Raw genomic sequence first — 15857 nt, 5'->3', positions numbered from 1 at the left:
CCTAAAACATTTAAAATCAACTAAATATTTCATGATTACAGAAAAAAAGAGAGAAAAATAAACATATTTTTCTCTCTTCCTCTCTAACTACTTACATTGATAAAATAATTAATGTAAATCTTCAATATTTTTATTCGACCTAACCTTAAGATCTCTATATATAGGTTCATTCTGTTCTTTGATGTTTATTTTTGGCACCAGTAATTCTAAAACTTTGAAAATAATATATCCTAATAAAACTCCTATTACTATGTTTAATATCATCTTTTTTGTTTTTTACATAATCAAAATAAGTTGATGTATTCCGTATATTTATTTTTGATTCGTTTTCAAAATGACTAAATCAATTCCAAATAATTATTAAAATTCAACGATATAACCCTATCAAAAAAAAACAGGGCCTAGGTTAAAATGAAATCCGTATTAAGCTGTAATTGCTAATCTGTTCTGACTATTCTGATAGTGTTTAGGACTACAATTATACTTGGCTTTAAAAATTTTAGAAAAGTAACTTCTACTGGTAAGTCCAATAGTATATACTATTTCTGAAATATTAAGTTCTGATGTTCTTATTAAATTTTCGGCAGCTTCCACCCTAACATTTCTTATAAAATCGGTTACGGTTCTGTTGTGCATAATTTTAAATCCTTCTTGTAATTTTATAGGAGATAAACCGGATTTTTTGCTTAAATATTTTAAACTATATTGAATTTCCGGATAGTTTCTAATAAATTCTGAAATGTCCCTTAAGGCTTCCATATCCGATTGCGATAAAGAACTTAGGCTGTTTTCAGCATTCATCAAATCATCTTTATGCTGTTCTAACTCTAAGGCTAATATTAGGTATACAGTACTATTAATTAGCAAATTCCTAATCAATCCTTTTTGATTTATACTGTTAAGATGCTCTATTTTTTCTGAAATTTTTAAATTCAATGACCCTATATAAGCAAGCTGATTGTTCTCCTGATTAATTAAAAAGGTGTTTTGTAAATGATTTTTTAATTCTTTATCGGAAACAGACAAAACATCTACCGTAATCATAGATACCTTAACTTCTTCGTTTTTTTCGAAAAATAGATAGGTTTTGTTTTTTGCTGAATTTGAAAAAATACCCGTTTGAAATTGCTCCAGTTTATTTCTTTCTCCATTTTTTCCAAAACTTTGCATCAAAGAACCTTTGGAACAATACCCGAAATGAACAGAATTAGAATTATCATGCCTATAAGTAAGCGTTACAGCTTCTTTTAATACTATATCATATTCGATATAAGAAATAGCAGGCTCTACCGATATTCCTGAAACAAACCCTTTAGCGACTTCATTATTAATTTCCAAGCGGCATTCTTTAGATTTAATTTGAAGTTCTCCTCCCAATTGCTTTTGTATTTGCTCAAAAATTGTTGAAAGTTTATTTGAAGTTATTGATATCGTGTTCATAATGTTAATATTAAAGTTATTCTGCAAGCTTCACGGTTCTATAAAACAGTTGTTATATTATTTATCACTAGTTGAAAATGGATTCAAATCACTATTCTGAATTTGGGACGGTGTCATATAATTCAACATAAATTCTTCCAGGTTTAAAGTGCGTTTAACGATTGCATATTGGGGCGTTTTAAAGCTTAAATTTTTCATGGCTGTGGGTTTAAATTATACTTGATCCTTTTCTGTTTTACAAATTTGCAACAATAGTGTAGGGATACTGTTACACAATTTTTTCGTTATTTTATATAATTATAATAACAGGCCACTTATTAAGAAAAAATTAAGAATTTTTGACATCAATTTTCTATTAAACAACCTAAATATTAGTTAGATAGATTTATATCTTTAATACTAATGAGGTTAATAGTTTTATTAATACGATTAAATCTATTGGCTAAAATCACCTTATTTTGAAAAAATATTTTTCATGAAGAACAAAGCTCCCACTACACACGAAAATGTTACATTCAAACTAACTCACCTACCGAGTCTGTTAGTTAACACCTATAAATCATGGATTGCTAAAGAACCTTTTAAATTAGGAGCCGTAGTGGCATATTATGCAATACTATCGCTTCCTGCTTTACTCATTATTATTCTAAATTTAGTTGGAACCATTTGGGAAAGAGAACTCGTGCGAGGTGAGTTGCATGCCGAAATGTCTTCTGCTTTAGGTGCCGATACTGCAACAGCCATTTTAAATATGATTGTTGAAAAAGGAGACCAACCCACATCCATATTTGCCACATTATTAGGTATTGGCGTTTTATTGTACGGTGCCACTGGTGTATTTTATCAGTTACAAAATGTTTTAGATGAAATTTGGGAAATTGAACCAAACTATTCCAATGAATTTATTTCTACGTTAATTGGAAGAGCCAAAAGTTTTGGATTTATATTAATTTTCGGGTTTCTTTTACTTATTAGTTTTGCACTCACGGCTCTCCTAACTGCATTTGCTAACAGAATTTCCAGTTTATTTTCATCCGAGATTGTAGGTTTAGCTTATCTAACCGATATATTAATTTCCCTGGTATTTATTTACATTTTGTTTGCGGCTATGTTTAAATATCTGCCAAGTAAACATATCAGATGGAAGGCTGTGCGTGTTGGTGCTGCGTTAACCGCCTTTTTATTTATCTTAGGAAAATACGTTCTGTCCTATTATTTTGGAAAAACAGAACCGGGTTCTACATACGGTGCCGCCGGATCCATTATTATTGTAATGCTTTGGACGTCGTATTCCAGTTTAATCTTGTTTTACGGAGCACAATTCACCAAAATTTACTCGGATAACTATTTGATAACCGACAGCTAATTTTAAAAATATTAAACTTCAAAAATAAACTGTTTATATTATTCACTTTTTTGATTGGGCTAAAAATTCTTTTTAAATGAGTTAATAGTTTGACTGGTTTAAACATAATTTTATCCAATACTTTGGAAGGAATATTCACCAAAAAAATAAAATTATGAAATGCATTCTTTGGTTTACAGCTGCTATTTTAATATTCGTTTGGATATTAGGCGTTTTTGGTTTTATTGCTGGTATAGCCACTGGAGTATTAATTCATTTTTTATTGGTAATTGCCCTAATTGTAATAATTTACAATATAATGTCTGGGCGAAAATCATCTGATAAATCTTAGAAAAACAATATTTTTATAAATAATCTATAAAATGAAACGATATACAACAGCCGTTTGGAGCGGTACAGTAAAAGAAGGAAAAGGATATTTAATGTCTGAAAGCAAGGCCTTAAATAACATGCAATACTCTTACAACAGTCGATTTGAGAATGGTACTGGTTCTAATCCGGAAGAACTCATGGCGGCAGCACATGCCGGGTGTTTTACGATGCAATTTAGTGCCGATTTAACGAAAGCAGACTTCATTCCCGAGGTATTGGAAACCAAATGTTTTATTATCATGGAAGATGGGATAATCACAAAATCTGATCTTAACGTTACTGCAAAAATTCCTAATATTTCAGAAGAAGAATTTCAAAAAATAGCCCAAGGTGCAAAGGAAAATTGTCCGGTTAGCAAAGCGTATAAAGCTTTAACTATTACTCTTGATGCTAATTTAGATAATACTATAGATTAAATAAATTACTCACCCAAAACATTTTCTCTCACATTATGTTACAAAAATCACTTTTAATATATCTCGCAGATGATGACAATGAAGATCGCATGCTTTTCAAAGAAGCATTAGATGAGTTAAATATGAACGTTAAAATTAAAGATTTCGATAATGGTGTAACACTTATGGAGCATCTTTTAATGAAAAATAAACCCTTGCCAGATGCTATCTATTTAGATTTAAATATGCCTCTTATGAACGGAGAAGAATGTTTATCTGACATTAGAAACGAATCTTTTTTAGCACATATTCCAGTTATTATTTATTCAACTTACATTGATGAAGTGATGACTGACAGACTAAAAAGTAATGGTGCTAATTGGTACCTAATGAAACCTAATTCATTTTCAAAACTTAAAAGTTTACTTCAAAAAAGTTTAAATTACATTGCCAATACCCATAATAATACTTCGCACGAAACAATGGAGTTTATGATTATTACATAACGATACACTTTAAACGTGTAAAATGATGAATAATCAAACCTCCATGCTTTATCAAAATCAACCCTTACTTTACCTAGGTTTAAGCCATATGTATACGACACTCTTGTGCACAGGCAACGCAAGAGGCCGCACAAGCTTGGCAGTGTTCATTATCATGTTGTTTACATTGCTCCGCACACCACTCACAAATTTCGGCGCATAAACCACAATACTTTTTCGCAAAATAACTATCGGCTATCATAAATTTAATGCAAACCAAACAAGCTTCTACACAAAGCATACAACAACTTGGACATTCATTTTTACTTTCCTTGCCCAGCATAGCAGAAAGACATTTTTGACAATCTATTATACATTGCTGGCAGGCCGCTATACAACTTTCATAACTACGTATCATATTCTTTATTTTAAGATTAAACTATTATTCCCAAGTTATAAGATTATAGGAAATTTAATTTTCTCAAATGCAAAAAAAATTAACGCATTACATTATTTATCAGTAGTTTAAAAAAACTTATTAAAAGAAAAGACTTAATTGATTTATTGTACAGGGAAGTATATTACAAATTCAGAACCTACAGCTTCTGTTCCAAAAGCGGTTATGTAACCATTGTGGTTTTCTAGAATTTTTTTACAGATTGCTAACCCAATTCCTGTACCGGAATATTCGGTTTTTTGGTGCAAACGCTGAAATACTTCAAAAATCTTATCGGCGTATTGCTGCTTAAACCCAATACCGTTATCCTTAAAAGCTATTTTATGGTAATATTTATAATCCTTTGCGTTTAAGTTCGATAAATCTGTTGCTAATATTTTGCTGTATTTAATCTGAAGTATAGGTGATTCGTCCTCTTTTCTGTACTTAATAGCATTTGTAAGCAAATTAGTAAACAACTGTTCAATTTGGAAAGTTACACCCTTTATTTCCGGAAGCCTATCTGCTGTTATGGTTGCGTTAGAACTTTGAATACTAGTGGTTATATCCTCCTGAACTTTATCTAAAAGCTGGTTTAAGTCTATAGTTTCAAACTCATCTTTTGTAATGTTAATCTTAGAGTACGCCAACAAATTCTCAATAAGTGATTGCATTCGGTTGACCGCCTTAATTACTTTACTGAAATAATCTTTACTTCTATCCGAAAAATTTTCAGCTTCATTATCCTGAATTCTTAAGGCAAACAACTGGATTTTACGAAGTGGTTCTTGTAAATCGTGACTGGCTACACGGTTGAAAGATTCCAATTCTGCATTTTTATTTTTTAATTCTAAGTTACTCTCCAGCAATTTTTCTTCAGCAACGATGGTTTCGGTTACATCCTGCACAACGCCAATCATTATCTCCTTACCATTTTTAGTAATAAATTGTCCATTCGTTTTAAAATACTTTACAACACCCTGTTTGGTAATTATTCTATATGTGTGCTCGGTAATTTTACGTTCTGATATTGTTTCTGCTCCAATTCTATCATACTCTTCTAAATCTTCTGGGTGTACAAACGATCTATAAGTTTCAAAATTAGAATCAAATTCTTTTGGCCTACAACCCAACATTTCATAAAAATTATCTGAAATTTCAGATTCACCGCTTTCCATATGCCAAATAAAATTGCCAATTTTAGCTATACGTTCAGCTCCTGTTAAGATAGAGTTTTGTATAATAAGCTCTTCATTCAAATTAATTAATTGATTAGCTTTTTCTTTATCCTCAGTAACATCTCGAGTTGTTACGGTTACCCCGTCTCCTAATTTAATGGCTGTAGCTCTAAACCATCTTAAAGTACCATCTTTTGTAAATGGGGTCTCATAATTAACGGGTTTATCCGTTTCAACAGCTTCAACTAAATTTTCAAAAACCCCAGATTTAAAAGTAGTTGGGAACACTTCCGACATTTTTTTATTCTTTAAATTATCGGGAAGATCTCCTGTAAGCGGACTTATTTTATCATTAACAAATAAAACTTCGAAATCTATAATTTTTCCTTCTTTTGTTCTAATACTTTTAAAACTCATTACAATATGTGAAATGCTTTTAAAAATGTTAGTTAATAAGGCGCGGTTATCTAATAATTTTAAATTCTGATTTTCTAGTTGTTTTATAAAATTCAGTTCCTTTTCCTTAGCTTCTTCTTCGGCTGTAGAATTACGTGAGGTTAAAAGTACCCCTTCGGCAAGTGGTGTTACTAAAGAATGAAACCACATTTTTTTACCCTCAACATCTATTTGTCTATCAAAAACCACCTTAATATTTTCATTATAAGACGTAATAAGTTCTTCCAATGCTATTTTGGAGCTATGTAAAGGATGTGCATTTAAAACAGTTTCCCCAACAAGCGCTTCGGGTTCCAAACCTAAGTAATCGCGATTACAATCGTTGGCGAATACAATTTTAAAATCTATAATTTCTTTAGAATTATTGAAAACAGGTTCATAGTAATTTACAATGTTATCTGTTGTAGCTAAAACATTTTTTAAAAATGCTTCCGATTTTCTAACCTTCAATTTATTAGTGTAGATTCTAAAAAAGGAGATTAAAAACACCGATAAAGCAAAAAATCCTAAAACCAACAACATACTAGGTGTTAAGGATTTGTAAAAACTATAATTAACTTTTCGCTCTTTCATTAAATGCTCTTCATCCGCGAGCATTCTTTCCTTAATAACTTTAATGTCATTAAGTGTTTTATTAATTTTTAATCTATATTCCTGATCATTATTTAAGGCATCCAAACCTTGTAGAGAGCTTGTATCTTTAAGATAAGTAAGTTGGTTGTATAAACTATTTAATAGGGTATTTAACGGTTTAATACGTATGGCATGTACGCTATTATCTTGTGTAAGCACCTTTAAAGAATCTAATATTGATTTACCTTCCTGTTTATAGGCTTCAAAAATTTCATCTGATGATTCATTATGAATTAAATCTTTCCTAAATTCTTCCGATTGGGCTTTAGAATAATGATTTGTAAGATTACCAATAGCATTATAAACCTGCAGGGTATGTACCACCATTTCCGCAGATTTTTGTGTATTCATTATCTGTCTGTAAGTAATGCTAGTAGTAACTAACAACAGCATTACTGCAACAAACAATAGAACGATATAGGTTTTTGTTGAAGTATATAAATGCTTAAAACTCATATAGGGCTAAACGCGAAATATAAAATTTTCTTTATTTAATTGAGATGCGTGGTTTATGAAATTAATTTTTAAAGTTTTCTCAACAATTTCACATAATTTTATAAAACAGCTGGGCTTATTAATATAAATATTGGCGCCTTTTTGAAAAGATTCTTCAATATCTTTATCTGAAGACGAAGTGGAATACATAGCAATAAACAGATCTTTTAATTCTGGTTTGCTTCGAATCTCGGTTAAACACTGCATACCATTTACTATAGGCATATTAATATCTAAAAAAATTAAACTTGGAAGTTGAATATTAGGTTGAAAAAGGTAGTCCAATAACTCTTGTCCGTGTTTAAAAAGAGATAAGGATGTTTTCAATGAAATTTCCTCTAATGCTTCACTAAATAGCATTCTATCATCTTCATCGTCATCTACTAATACTATATTATAAATTGTGTTGTTCATTAAGTAAGGGATTTCTTGTAAAGTTACTACAATATATTGTTTATTATACAAATAATTCAAAAACCTTACATTAATCTGAATATAGCATTGTAAATTAAAATGAAAAAGACAAATACTTTTCCAGTTAACGACGTCGCAAAAATTATCTATTTCACCTAATTAGTAGGTTAATTTAAAGAGCTTTAATTAATAATAGCCTCATCTTTAGAAACATTTTCTTTAGGTACTTTTTTGAAAAATTCAGCAAGTTCCAAATCGGCACTTGGTCCGTAACCAAGCAGAAGCGTTCCTTTCTCATTTTTACTCGTTTTAATTACATAGAGTATGGACATATCGGATGGATCGCTCATGCCTTCATACCTATGCTCCGCTACGATAAAAATATCATTTGGTTTATACTCGTTTTTAGTTTCATTATTCACTAATTTTTCATTTTGGTAATGAAAATTAGCTGTAAATCCCTTATTTTGATATAACTTAATGTAATCTTTCTCGTGTTTTGCAAATTCATTCTCCATTTCATTAATTTTTAATATTGCTAATAAGTTAAAAGCCTTAATTGGTGTTTCAAATATGACAGTTTAATTTTAATAAACTTAACCCTATTAAATTCTATTTTAACGCAATCACTTAAATTGAATTCATCTATTTTCAAACTATCTATTCCCAATAAATAATCATAACATCCTAGTTAGCAGAAAAGTTGCCAAAAGCCATAGAATTAAACTAAGCAGGCCACCTATTATTAAAAAATGTTTAAAGCGATAATTCCCTATACCGTAAATTAAGGTATTAGTTTGATAACCCATTGGTGTAAAAAAACTAAAATTAGCTGCAAACATAATAGCTAGAATAAATGGCTTAAAATCTAGGTTCATACCCTGCGCCACCGAGATAGCAACAGGCGTCATGATAATAGCCGTGGCATTATTACTAACCACACCACTTAAAAACATAGTGACTAAAAAAAGGGTCCCAATAATAATATAGTCTGGCTGGTTGGATAAAAATCCTAATAACTGATCTGAAACCCAAACATCTGTACCTGTATTATGCATAGCAAAACCTAAAGGAATCATACCCGCAAGAAGAAAAAATATTTGCCAGTTTACTTTCTTGTAAACAGTATTTAATTCTAGGTTTTTTGTTAGTAATAATAGGCATACCCCAGTTAAAGCACTAACCATAATTGATAAAAAGCCCATGGCTGCCAGAAAAATTACTAAAATAAGAACGGCTAAGGAAAAGTTTCTTTTAAACTTAGAGTTAACGCCTACTTTATCGAATTCCTGCAAGATCACTACATTTTCCATGCTTTGTAAGCCAGGTAGCTTTTCTTTTGAAACCTCAACCAACAATCGATCGCCTGCTTTTAAAACCAGACGGTTCATACTGCTTCGCACCATGCGTTCTTTCAGGTTAATAAGTGTTTTTCTTTTTTTAATGGCTAAAGGAATAGCATCTTGAAGCATAAAACTACGTAAACTCCCCATCGTTTTACCTAATAATGAAGCTCCCGGCAGCATTAAGATTTCTACAAAAACATGTTCATCTAATTCATTTTTTACGTCAGTAACCCCCTCGTTTTCATCCACTATTGCTTCCGTTTTTTTATCTTCATAAACACTTAAATTTTCTGAGGTTTTAATCCTAGCCAAATTTTCCAGGTTACACAATAATAGTAACTCATCACCTTCTTTTAATGTAATGTATTTCCCTGGAGAATTATGAACTCTATTATTACGAATAAGTTGTAACAACGAAATTTCGGGATTTTCAAATAAAAAGCTATCCTGTATTTTTTTTCCAATTAATTCAGAATCAGGATTAATACTAACTTTGGTTAAATAATTATCTATTTCATAATCTTTACCTAAATTTTTTGTTTTATCCCAAGGCAACCAGTGCAAAGACAGGGTCATATAAAGTACGGAAACACCTAAGAAAATAAGGCCTAAAACAGAAAATTCAAAAAAACCAAGACTCTCGGCTCCTAAATCTTTTGATACCGCATTCACAATCAAATTTGTAGAAGTTCCCATTAAGGTACAGGATCCTCCCAAAATACCTGCAAATGAAATGGGCAACAAGAGCTTAGATTGAGGAATTTTATATTTATCTGCAAGTTGATTAATAATTTTTATAAATACAATTACCACTGCGGTTGTACTTATAAAAGCCGAAATACCTGCTGTTACAAACATAAAAATAGGCGCCATTATATAAAGAGGTAAGGATTTAACCTTACCCATACCGGAAGTTAACCATTGAATTACTCCATTCTCTTCCATGGCGATGGCGAGTATCATGAGGGCTAATACCGCTATAGTTGCTGGATTAGAAAATCCACTTATACCTTCTTCTGGTGTTACTAATCCTAATAAGATGAGTGACACAATAATGAAAAAGGCTATTTTGTCTATAGAAAAAACCTCGAAAACAAAAAGCACTATGGTAACCAATAGCACCGAAAACATTAATATAATTTCGCTTTCCATTTATAAATTATGAATTGTGTTAACTATTTAAAGAATGCAACTTTCATCTTAATGAAAAAGCAAATATTAAGTACGCATGCATGCCGATTACCTACACGATAACAAAATAAACAACCTTGTAATGTGTTCTGACTAAGAAACTTTAGTAGAATTTACTAAATCCTGTAAATCCGATTTTTTTAAAGCCTTACCAAATAAGGCTTGACCCGGATCCATAATTCGAGTGTCGCTTAAACCTCCTATATACAAAGCATCAAACCCAATATCTTCTATCAATTGCTTACCTACAGTCCGCCCTTCCTGATCCTGAGCTGCAAAAGGAATTGCTATCCTTTTGGTATTACTAAATGCGTGTTCTTTTAATACCTTGGCAAAAATACTGTTAAACGCCTTTACAGTTTTGGCTGTACCAAATTTCATGGCTGTATATTCCGAGGAATTAAAATTGGCGTCGAGTACGCTTTGCGCAATGGCCCCGTCTCTTTCTGGGTACGGATTAGTAGCATCAATAATAACTTTATTGCTATACTCACCTGCATATAGTTCTGCAATTTCATCTATAGCTTTAAATGGTACTGCTAATAAATACACATCTGCATTAGCTTTAAAAGCTTCGGCCAAACTTGCCGCTTTAGCATTAGCTCCGGCTTCAAGGACCAAATCATTCAACTCATTTGGGTTCCTGGAGCTAAAAATCACTTCATGCCCTACCTTACTCCAATGCGTTCCTAAATTACCTCCTATGTTTCCACTACCTATTATTCCAATTTTCATAACAATTCTTTTAAAAATTAAACTCTTTATTTTGATACCATATTACAGTATGCTGTTAGTAAAGTATAAACACTAACAACATTATAATAAGGCAGATGGAAATTATCCAATTTAACATTTAAAGTTTAACCGAAACCAAACGATTATTAACGCAATAGATTAAAACATTAATATACAAATAGTTGTAAAAAAATCAAAATAAGTTTTAATGTAGCAGTTTAAATTTCAATTGTTTCTCAAGGCAGTAATAAGCTCCCCTTTATTCATTTTAGAGCGCCCAGAAATACCAATATTTTTTGCCTGTACGTATAATTCTTTTTTTGTCCTTTCTTCATAAGGTTTCGCTTTTCCTCCTTTTTTTCCCGCATTAGGGGTGTTGGCTATTCTTGCCGCTTTTTCCTTGCTGTAGCCTTTCTCACGAAGTGCTTCATATTGGTCTTCATTTTTTATACTTGGAATTCCCATTACGCTTTTAATTTAATGATACATAGTTTACTAATAACCCAAATTTTAATATAAAAAATCCAATTCGTTAACGCTATTGCATAATATTTTAACTTTAATCAAATAGCTGATTTACCGGCAATTGCATCAATAAATAAATCATTTGAGTTAAGCATAACTGAGTAGCTTATGTAATTTTATAATCAGAAAAAAGAATTCGTTTAATTAAAATTTAAAATTATGAACAAAGATCAAATAGAAGGAAAATGGAAACAAATTAAAGGTAAGTTTAAGCAAAAATATGGCGATGTTACCGATGATGATTTAACCTATTCTGAAGGAAAATTTGACGAAATGTTGGGTAGACTTCAAGAAAAAACAGGTAAAAAGAAAGAAGAAATTAAAAAAGAAATTGAGTCGTGGTAGAAGTTAAATTCTATCCATTAATAGCAATAACCTCCTAATTAACGTTAGGAGGTTATTTATTTTTAGCTTTTAAACAAATAATTAAATAAGGTTAAAAAAAAAGGTAGACAACATAGTCTACCTTTTCCTTTACACTAAAGGGATTTATTACTGAAAAGGGTGGTATTCAAATTTTTGACCACCAACGGAAGCATCGGCCATAAGACCAGCTTTAGGCAATGTAAAAATTAACACCCCATCGGAATAACTTACATTTTCAGACTTTCCCTCTTCAGCAACAACAGCAGAGGCTTCGGCAGAAAATTCATAATTGGCTTTTTTAAATTTGGCTAAAGCAGCATCTGTTTCAAAAAAGATAACCTGAATCATAGATTGTCCTCCTGCTTGAAGACCAATATTTACTTTTTTCAACGAAGTCATTCCAACGGCTGTTCCATTTTCATAAACAACACCATTACCACTTGCTCCACCTACAATTAAACCTCCTTTGCCAACATTTGGAAAAATAGCATATCCAGAAGCTTTTTTAAACAAGGTTTCCAAGCCTGGATCTTTCATTATAAGCGTACTTTTGGCTTTTTCTGCATCGGCCATAACTTCTTTGTCCTTATCATTTTGGGCTACTGCACCTGCAGAAGCCATCAGAACACAAACTATCATAAATTTTTTTAAAGTTTTCATAATTTAATTTTTTAATTATTAATATAAATCAAATTTACTGCATTGAAATTCAGAACAGTAACCCAAAAAATCTAATTATTAATCCATTTGCTTCTTTGCAATATGCTCTATAGAAATTGTAGTTGTAGGCACAGTAAATCCTTCCGATTTTAGTACTGCATAACTAGTTAATTGTAAGTCTGTTTTAAGCTTACCACCGGGCGCTTTTACCTCATCAGTCTTGTACCAAAAATGAACTAAAATATGAACGATATCATTTTCTATTTTATCAACTAAAACCGAATACATTGGCATTTTTAGTACAAATTCATTTTTATGTAACAAGGAATCTATTAGTTTAATAGCGTGGTTTATCCTGTCATCGTGACCTACGCTAATGATGAATTCATGGCGCATTAGCTCGTCTATTGTATAATTTTTTAGATTGTTTTTTAAAATAGAACCATTCGGTATATAGGCATCTATACCATCGGGTGTTTTTAGGGTTGTAGAGCGTAATCTCATTTCAATTACTCGTCCTTTGATACCATCAATTTCAATTAAATCCCCAATTCTAAATGGTCTTTGAAATGCCATAAGAATACCTGCAATAAAATTTTCGCCTATATCTTTTAATGCAAAACCAATGATGAAGGTGGTTAATCCGGCTCCAGCTAAAATTTTGTTTGTTATGTCATCAAAACCTAAAATACCTAAAGCTATTACAAATACCATCACAGTTAATACAAGTGAAATAACACTTAGAATGAAGTCCGCAATTAACGGATCATTGGATTTAGAAATAATGATTTTTTTTGCATATTTATTTATTAATCTAATTAGTAATAATCCAATTATGAAAATAACGATAGACAACATTATTTTGGGTAAATGAGCCACTAAGTTTAACCAAGATTGGTGAATTGATTTTTTAAATATATGTATTTCTCTATCCATAAATTTTATTCATTTTTTACTGCCTCTTTTTCAGCCGCTTCTCTAGCTTTTTCCTTTTCCCTTTCCTTTTTTCTAAAATAACCTCTTAGTAAAAAATTGTTTTTGGCGGCCTCCATATTCTCTTCTAAACCTTTGGAGCCTTGCCTTAAATTTTCCATCGTTTTTTCCATATCACGGGCAACACCTTCATCGTTTAACAATTTCCCTAAAGTTCCTTCGCCTTCATTTATATCAATGAGCATGGTTGCTAACTCATCGGTGATGACTTCGGCATTTTCAGCTGTAATTTTAATGGACGACAAAATAGCATCAAACTCAACTGGTTCTACAGATTGTATGTAAGCACCTTCTTTTATTACTGGAGCACTTGGACTTCCTTGAGAAATCATTAAAAGCTTATCGCCAATAACACCTTCGGATGTAATGGAAGCTTTACTATCTTTTTTGATGAATTTTTTAACATCCTTATTCATTAAGGCTACAACATTTACTGTAGTATCATTAACAATACTTACACTCTCGATGGTGCCAACGGCAATACCCGAAAAACGTACCTGACCCCCTACCTGAAGTCCGGATACATTTCGAAAATTCGTGTTTATTTTAAACTTGGAACTGAATAAGTTTTGATTACTTCCAACAAAAAAAATAATTATAAATAATATTAAAATCCCAATGGATACAAATATTCCAAGTTTAATTTTATATGCGTTTTTATTTGTTTTCATTTGTTGATAGTTTTTGTTATTATTTATCCGAATTTGGTATGGAATTTTAATTTATAATGCTACTAATTATTCATTTAAAAAAGGATTGGATATAGCTATCGTCTTCATTCATGAAGGCCTCTAAACTTCCTGTTTTGTACACTTTTCCATCTTTTATCATGGCAATTCTGTCCGCTACTGTTTTTACACAATTGATATCGTGAGTAATAATAATGGACGAATTCTTAAATTTCGCTTGTGTTTCGTTTATTAAACTACTTATTTCACTGGATGTTATGGGGTCTAATCCAGTGGTTGGTTCATCGTATAAAATGATGCTCGGGTTTACTACTAGCGTTCTTGCTAACCCAATTCTTTTTTTCATCCCACCAGATAATTCCGAAGGCATTTTATCAATTGAATTTGGCATTCCAACATTTTCTAAAGCTTCTTCAATTTTATCGTTCATTTCTGTTTCCGAAAATGTCTCATTCAATCTAGTTAGCGCAAATTTTAAGTTTTCTCTAACCGTCATGGAATCATATAAGGCTGCACTTTGAAAAAGAAATCCTATTTTTTTTCGAACTTCAATTAATGCATCCTCATTAATATCGGTAAGCTCGTAATCCCCCACTTTTATACTTCCTTCATCATGTTTTAAAAGACTTACAATACACTTAATCAAAACCGATTTTCCAGACCCAGATTTTCCTAAAACAACCAAGTTTTCATTATCAAAAAGTTGCAGATTTATACCATCCAAAACCTTTTGACTACCAAAACTCTTTGTTAGATTATTAATTTCAATTACAATGTTGTTTTCGTTTTTCTTCATTAGAATAAATCTGTTATTTGTACAGCAATTAAGTCTACAATTATTAATAATAAAGAAGCCGTTACTACCGCTGAATTTGCTGCAACGCCAACACTTTCTGTTCCTCTGCCTGCATTAAAACCTTTGTAACACCCAACTAAACCAATAACCGCCCCAAAAAAGAATGATTTTATTACGGCAGGAATAACATCAATAAATTCCACCTGGCTAAAGGCCTGGTTTAAAAACAAGGCTAAACTCACATTATCTTTAATGTTTATGCCTAACCAACTTCCAAAAATTCCAATAGCGTCGGCATATAAAGTTAGAAGAGGAATCATGAAAGTTGCAGCTAGTACCCTTGGGATTATTAAAAAATTTATTGGGTTCGTATTAGAAACTTCCATAGCATCAATTTGCTCGGTTACACGCATAGAGCCTAGTTCAGCTCCCATACTAGAGCCAATTTTTCCAGCGCATATTAAGGCCGTTATTACTGGACCCATTTCCCTGATTATAGAAATGGCGACCATTCCAGGCAACATCGCTACTGCCCCAAACTCAACTAAAGGAGGCCTAGATTGAATAGTTAATACCAACCCAACAATAATACCTGTAATAGAAATTAAACCAACCGATTTATTTCCTATTTGATAACATTGTTTTAAAAATTCTTGAAACTCAAATGTTTTGGTGAAAAGGTTTCTTAAAACAGTATTTAAATAAGCTACCACATTAGAAACATCTACAAAAAACAAAATACTTCTATCTTTTAGGGAAGTGATAAAAGAAGGCTTATTAAAAAAAGTATCGTTTGACTTATGTAATTCTTCAGGCATAATCTTACAATTGAATATGCCAATAAAATTACATGCTTTTAAATGGTAAGAATTACAAGATTTTAATC

The 15857-nt window shown here is 31.4% G+C and carries 18 protein-coding genes; 5 read left to right on the top strand and 13 right to left on the bottom strand.

Annotated features, from left to right (window positions below; all coding sequences use genetic code 11):
- Positions 1–423: 423 nt before the first annotated feature.
- Both ABYI63_RS01120 and ABYI63_RS01115 read right to left on the bottom strand, forming a co-directional pair.
- Positions 424–1440 (bottom strand): helix-turn-helix domain-containing protein, encoded by a 1017-nt coding sequence (locus ABYI63_RS01120; RefSeq protein WP_372752533.1) that lies wholly within the window; start codon positions 1438–1440, stop codon positions 424–426.
- Positions 1441–1497: 57 nt separating this feature from the next.
- Positions 1498–1638, bottom strand: a complete 141-nt coding sequence (locus tag ABYI63_RS01115; protein ID WP_372752531.1) for a hypothetical protein — start codon at positions 1636–1638, stop codon at positions 1498–1500.
- Between the two features lie 277 nt (positions 1639–1915).
- Between ABYI63_RS01115 and ABYI63_RS01110 the strand changes: the two genes are divergently transcribed.
- The 4 genes from ABYI63_RS01110 to ABYI63_RS01095 all read left to right on the top strand — a co-directional run bounded on the left by ABYI63_RS01110 (position 1916) and on the right by ABYI63_RS01095 (position 4079).
- The gene (locus ABYI63_RS01110) at positions 1916–2806 is read left to right on the top strand and encodes a YihY/virulence factor BrkB family protein (protein WP_372752529.1); all 891 of its coding nucleotides are present in this window, start codon (positions 1916–1918) and stop codon (positions 2804–2806) included.
- A gap of 154 nt (positions 2807–2960) precedes the next feature.
- Positions 2961–3137 carry a lmo0937 family membrane protein gene (locus tag ABYI63_RS01105; protein ID WP_372752527.1) on the top strand — a complete coding sequence of 59 codons (177 nt, stop codon included), beginning with the start codon at positions 2961–2963 and terminating at the stop codon, positions 3135–3137.
- A 31-nt stretch (positions 3138–3168) separates the two neighbouring features.
- Positions 3169–3594, top strand: coding sequence for an OsmC family protein (locus ABYI63_RS01100; RefSeq protein ID WP_372752525.1), 426 nt, complete (start codon positions 3169–3171; stop codon positions 3592–3594).
- A gap of 35 nt (positions 3595–3629) precedes the next feature.
- Positions 3630–4079: a response regulator gene (locus ABYI63_RS01095; RefSeq protein WP_372752523.1), complete on the top strand. Its 450-nt coding sequence runs from the start codon at positions 3630–3632 to the stop codon at positions 4077–4079.
- Positions 4080–4619: 540 nt separating this feature from the next.
- Here the strand turns inward: ABYI63_RS01095 and ABYI63_RS01090 are convergent.
- From ABYI63_RS01090 to ABYI63_RS01065, 6 genes are all read right to left on the bottom strand, one after another.
- Positions 4620–7112, bottom strand: a complete 2493-nt coding sequence (locus ABYI63_RS01090; RefSeq protein ID WP_372752521.1) for a PAS domain-containing protein — start codon at positions 7110–7112, stop codon at positions 4620–4622.
- Between the two features lie 111 nt (positions 7113–7223).
- Positions 7224–7670: a response regulator gene (locus ABYI63_RS01085; protein ID WP_372752519.1), complete on the bottom strand. Its 447-nt coding sequence runs from the start codon at positions 7668–7670 to the stop codon at positions 7224–7226.
- Between the two features lie 182 nt (positions 7671–7852).
- On the bottom strand, positions 7853–8188 hold the full coding sequence (locus ABYI63_RS01080) for a hypothetical protein (protein ID WP_372752518.1): 336 nt from the start codon (positions 8186–8188) through the stop codon (positions 7853–7855).
- Positions 8189–8347: 159 nt separating this feature from the next.
- Positions 8348–10168, bottom strand: coding sequence for an SLC13 family permease (locus tag ABYI63_RS01075; protein WP_372752516.1), 1821 nt, complete (start codon positions 10166–10168; stop codon positions 8348–8350).
- Between the two features lie 132 nt (positions 10169–10300).
- Positions 10301–10942, bottom strand: coding sequence for an NADPH-dependent F420 reductase (locus tag ABYI63_RS01070; RefSeq protein ID WP_372752514.1), 642 nt, complete (start codon positions 10940–10942; stop codon positions 10301–10303).
- Between the two features lie 225 nt (positions 10943–11167).
- The gene (locus ABYI63_RS01065; protein WP_372752512.1) at positions 11168–11407 is read right to left on the bottom strand and encodes a Rho termination factor; all 240 of its coding nucleotides are present in this window, start codon (positions 11405–11407) and stop codon (positions 11168–11170) included.
- A 219-nt stretch (positions 11408–11626) separates the two neighbouring features.
- Here ABYI63_RS01065 and ABYI63_RS01060 point away from each other — a divergent pair, with 219 nt between their 5' ends.
- Positions 11627–11812: a CsbD family protein gene (locus ABYI63_RS01060; RefSeq protein ID WP_372752510.1), complete on the top strand. Its 186-nt coding sequence runs from the start codon at positions 11627–11629 to the stop codon at positions 11810–11812.
- Positions 11813–11959: 147 nt separating this feature from the next.
- Here the strand turns inward: ABYI63_RS01060 and ABYI63_RS01055 are convergent, their stop codons facing one another.
- The 5 genes from ABYI63_RS01055 to ABYI63_RS01035 form a co-directional block, all read right to left on the bottom strand.
- The gene (locus ABYI63_RS01055; protein ID WP_372752508.1) at positions 11960–12493 is read right to left on the bottom strand and encodes a YSC84-related protein; all 534 of its coding nucleotides are present in this window, start codon (positions 12491–12493) and stop codon (positions 11960–11962) included.
- 78 nt (positions 12494–12571) lie between these two features.
- Complete coding sequence (locus tag ABYI63_RS01050; protein ID WP_372752506.1) at positions 12572–13429, bottom strand: mechanosensitive ion channel family protein; 858 nt, start codon at positions 13427–13429, stop codon at positions 12572–12574.
- A 5-nt stretch (positions 13430–13434) separates the two neighbouring features.
- Entirely contained in the window at positions 13435–14157 is a 723-nt protein-coding gene (locus ABYI63_RS01045; RefSeq protein WP_372752504.1) for an MlaD family protein, read from the bottom strand.
- 70 nt (positions 14158–14227) lie between these two features.
- Positions 14228–14971, bottom strand: coding sequence for an ABC transporter ATP-binding protein (locus ABYI63_RS01040; RefSeq protein WP_372752502.1), 744 nt, complete (start codon positions 14969–14971; stop codon positions 14228–14230).
- Positions 14971–15789 (bottom strand): MlaE family ABC transporter permease, encoded by an 819-nt coding sequence (locus ABYI63_RS01035; protein ID WP_372752500.1) that lies wholly within the window; start codon positions 15787–15789, stop codon positions 14971–14973. The genes ABYI63_RS01040 and ABYI63_RS01035 overlap by 1 nt, the downstream gene beginning before the upstream one ends.
- Positions 15790–15857: the final 68 nt, after the last annotated feature.

The sequence above is a fragment of the Mariniflexile sp. genome (genome assembly GCF_041583155.1).
GTDB lineage: Bacteria > Bacteroidota > Bacteroidia > Flavobacteriales > Flavobacteriaceae > Mariniflexile.
Note: the sequence above shows the minus strand (reverse complement) of the source record. Positions and strands in the feature narration are given on the sequence as shown.

What these genes read in the sequence shown, in the direction of transcription:
- ABYI63_RS01120 (WP_372752533.1), bottom strand. Translation starts at nt 1,440, where the DNA reads ATGAACACGATATCAATAACTTCAAATAAACTTTCAACAATTTTTGAG.
- ABYI63_RS01115 (WP_372752531.1), bottom strand. Translation starts at nt 1,638, where the DNA reads ATGAAAAATTTAAGCTTTAAAACGCCCCAATATGCAATCGTTAAACGC.
- ABYI63_RS01110 (WP_372752529.1), top strand. Translation starts at nt 1,916, where the DNA reads ATGAAGAACAAAGCTCCCACTACACACGAAAATGTTACATTCAAACTA.
- ABYI63_RS01105 (WP_372752527.1), top strand. Translation starts at nt 2,961, where the DNA reads ATGAAATGCATTCTTTGGTTTACAGCTGCTATTTTAATATTCGTTTGG.
- ABYI63_RS01100 (WP_372752525.1), top strand. Translation starts at nt 3,169, where the DNA reads ATGAAACGATATACAACAGCCGTTTGGAGCGGTACAGTAAAAGAAGGA.
- ABYI63_RS01095 (WP_372752523.1), top strand. Translation starts at nt 3,630, where the DNA reads ATGTTACAAAAATCACTTTTAATATATCTCGCAGATGATGACAATGAA.
- ABYI63_RS01090 (WP_372752521.1), bottom strand. Translation starts at nt 7,112, where the DNA reads ATGAATACACAAAAATCTGCGGAAATGGTGGTACATACCCTGCAGGTT.
- ABYI63_RS01085 (WP_372752519.1), bottom strand. Translation starts at nt 7,670, where the DNA reads ATGAACAACACAATTTATAATATAGTATTAGTAGATGACGATGAAGAT.
- ABYI63_RS01080 (WP_372752518.1), bottom strand. Translation starts at nt 8,188, where the DNA reads ATGGAGAATGAATTTGCAAAACACGAGAAAGATTACATTAAGTTATAT.
- ABYI63_RS01075 (WP_372752516.1), bottom strand. Translation starts at nt 10,168, where the DNA reads ATGGAAAGCGAAATTATATTAATGTTTTCGGTGCTATTGGTTACCATA.
- ABYI63_RS01070 (WP_372752514.1), bottom strand. Translation starts at nt 10,942, where the DNA reads ATGAAAATTGGAATAATAGGTAGTGGAAACATAGGAGGTAATTTAGGA.
- ABYI63_RS01065 (WP_372752512.1), bottom strand. Translation starts at nt 11,407, where the DNA reads ATGGGAATTCCAAGTATAAAAAATGAAGACCAATATGAAGCACTTCGT.
- ABYI63_RS01060 (WP_372752510.1), top strand. Translation starts at nt 11,627, where the DNA reads ATGAACAAAGATCAAATAGAAGGAAAATGGAAACAAATTAAAGGTAAG.
- ABYI63_RS01055 (WP_372752508.1), bottom strand. Translation starts at nt 12,493, where the DNA reads ATGAAAACTTTAAAAAAATTTATGATAGTTTGTGTTCTGATGGCTTCT.
- ABYI63_RS01050 (WP_372752506.1), bottom strand. Translation starts at nt 13,429, where the DNA reads ATGGATAGAGAAATACATATATTTAAAAAATCAATTCACCAATCTTGG.
- ABYI63_RS01045 (WP_372752504.1), bottom strand. Translation starts at nt 14,157, where the DNA reads ATGAAAACAAATAAAAACGCATATAAAATTAAACTTGGAATATTTGTA.
- ABYI63_RS01040 (WP_372752502.1), bottom strand. Translation starts at nt 14,971, where the DNA reads ATGAAGAAAAACGAAAACAACATTGTAATTGAAATTAATAATCTAACA.
- ABYI63_RS01035 (WP_372752500.1), bottom strand. Translation starts at nt 15,789, where the DNA reads ATGCCTGAAGAATTACATAAGTCAAACGATACTTTTTTTAATAAGCCT.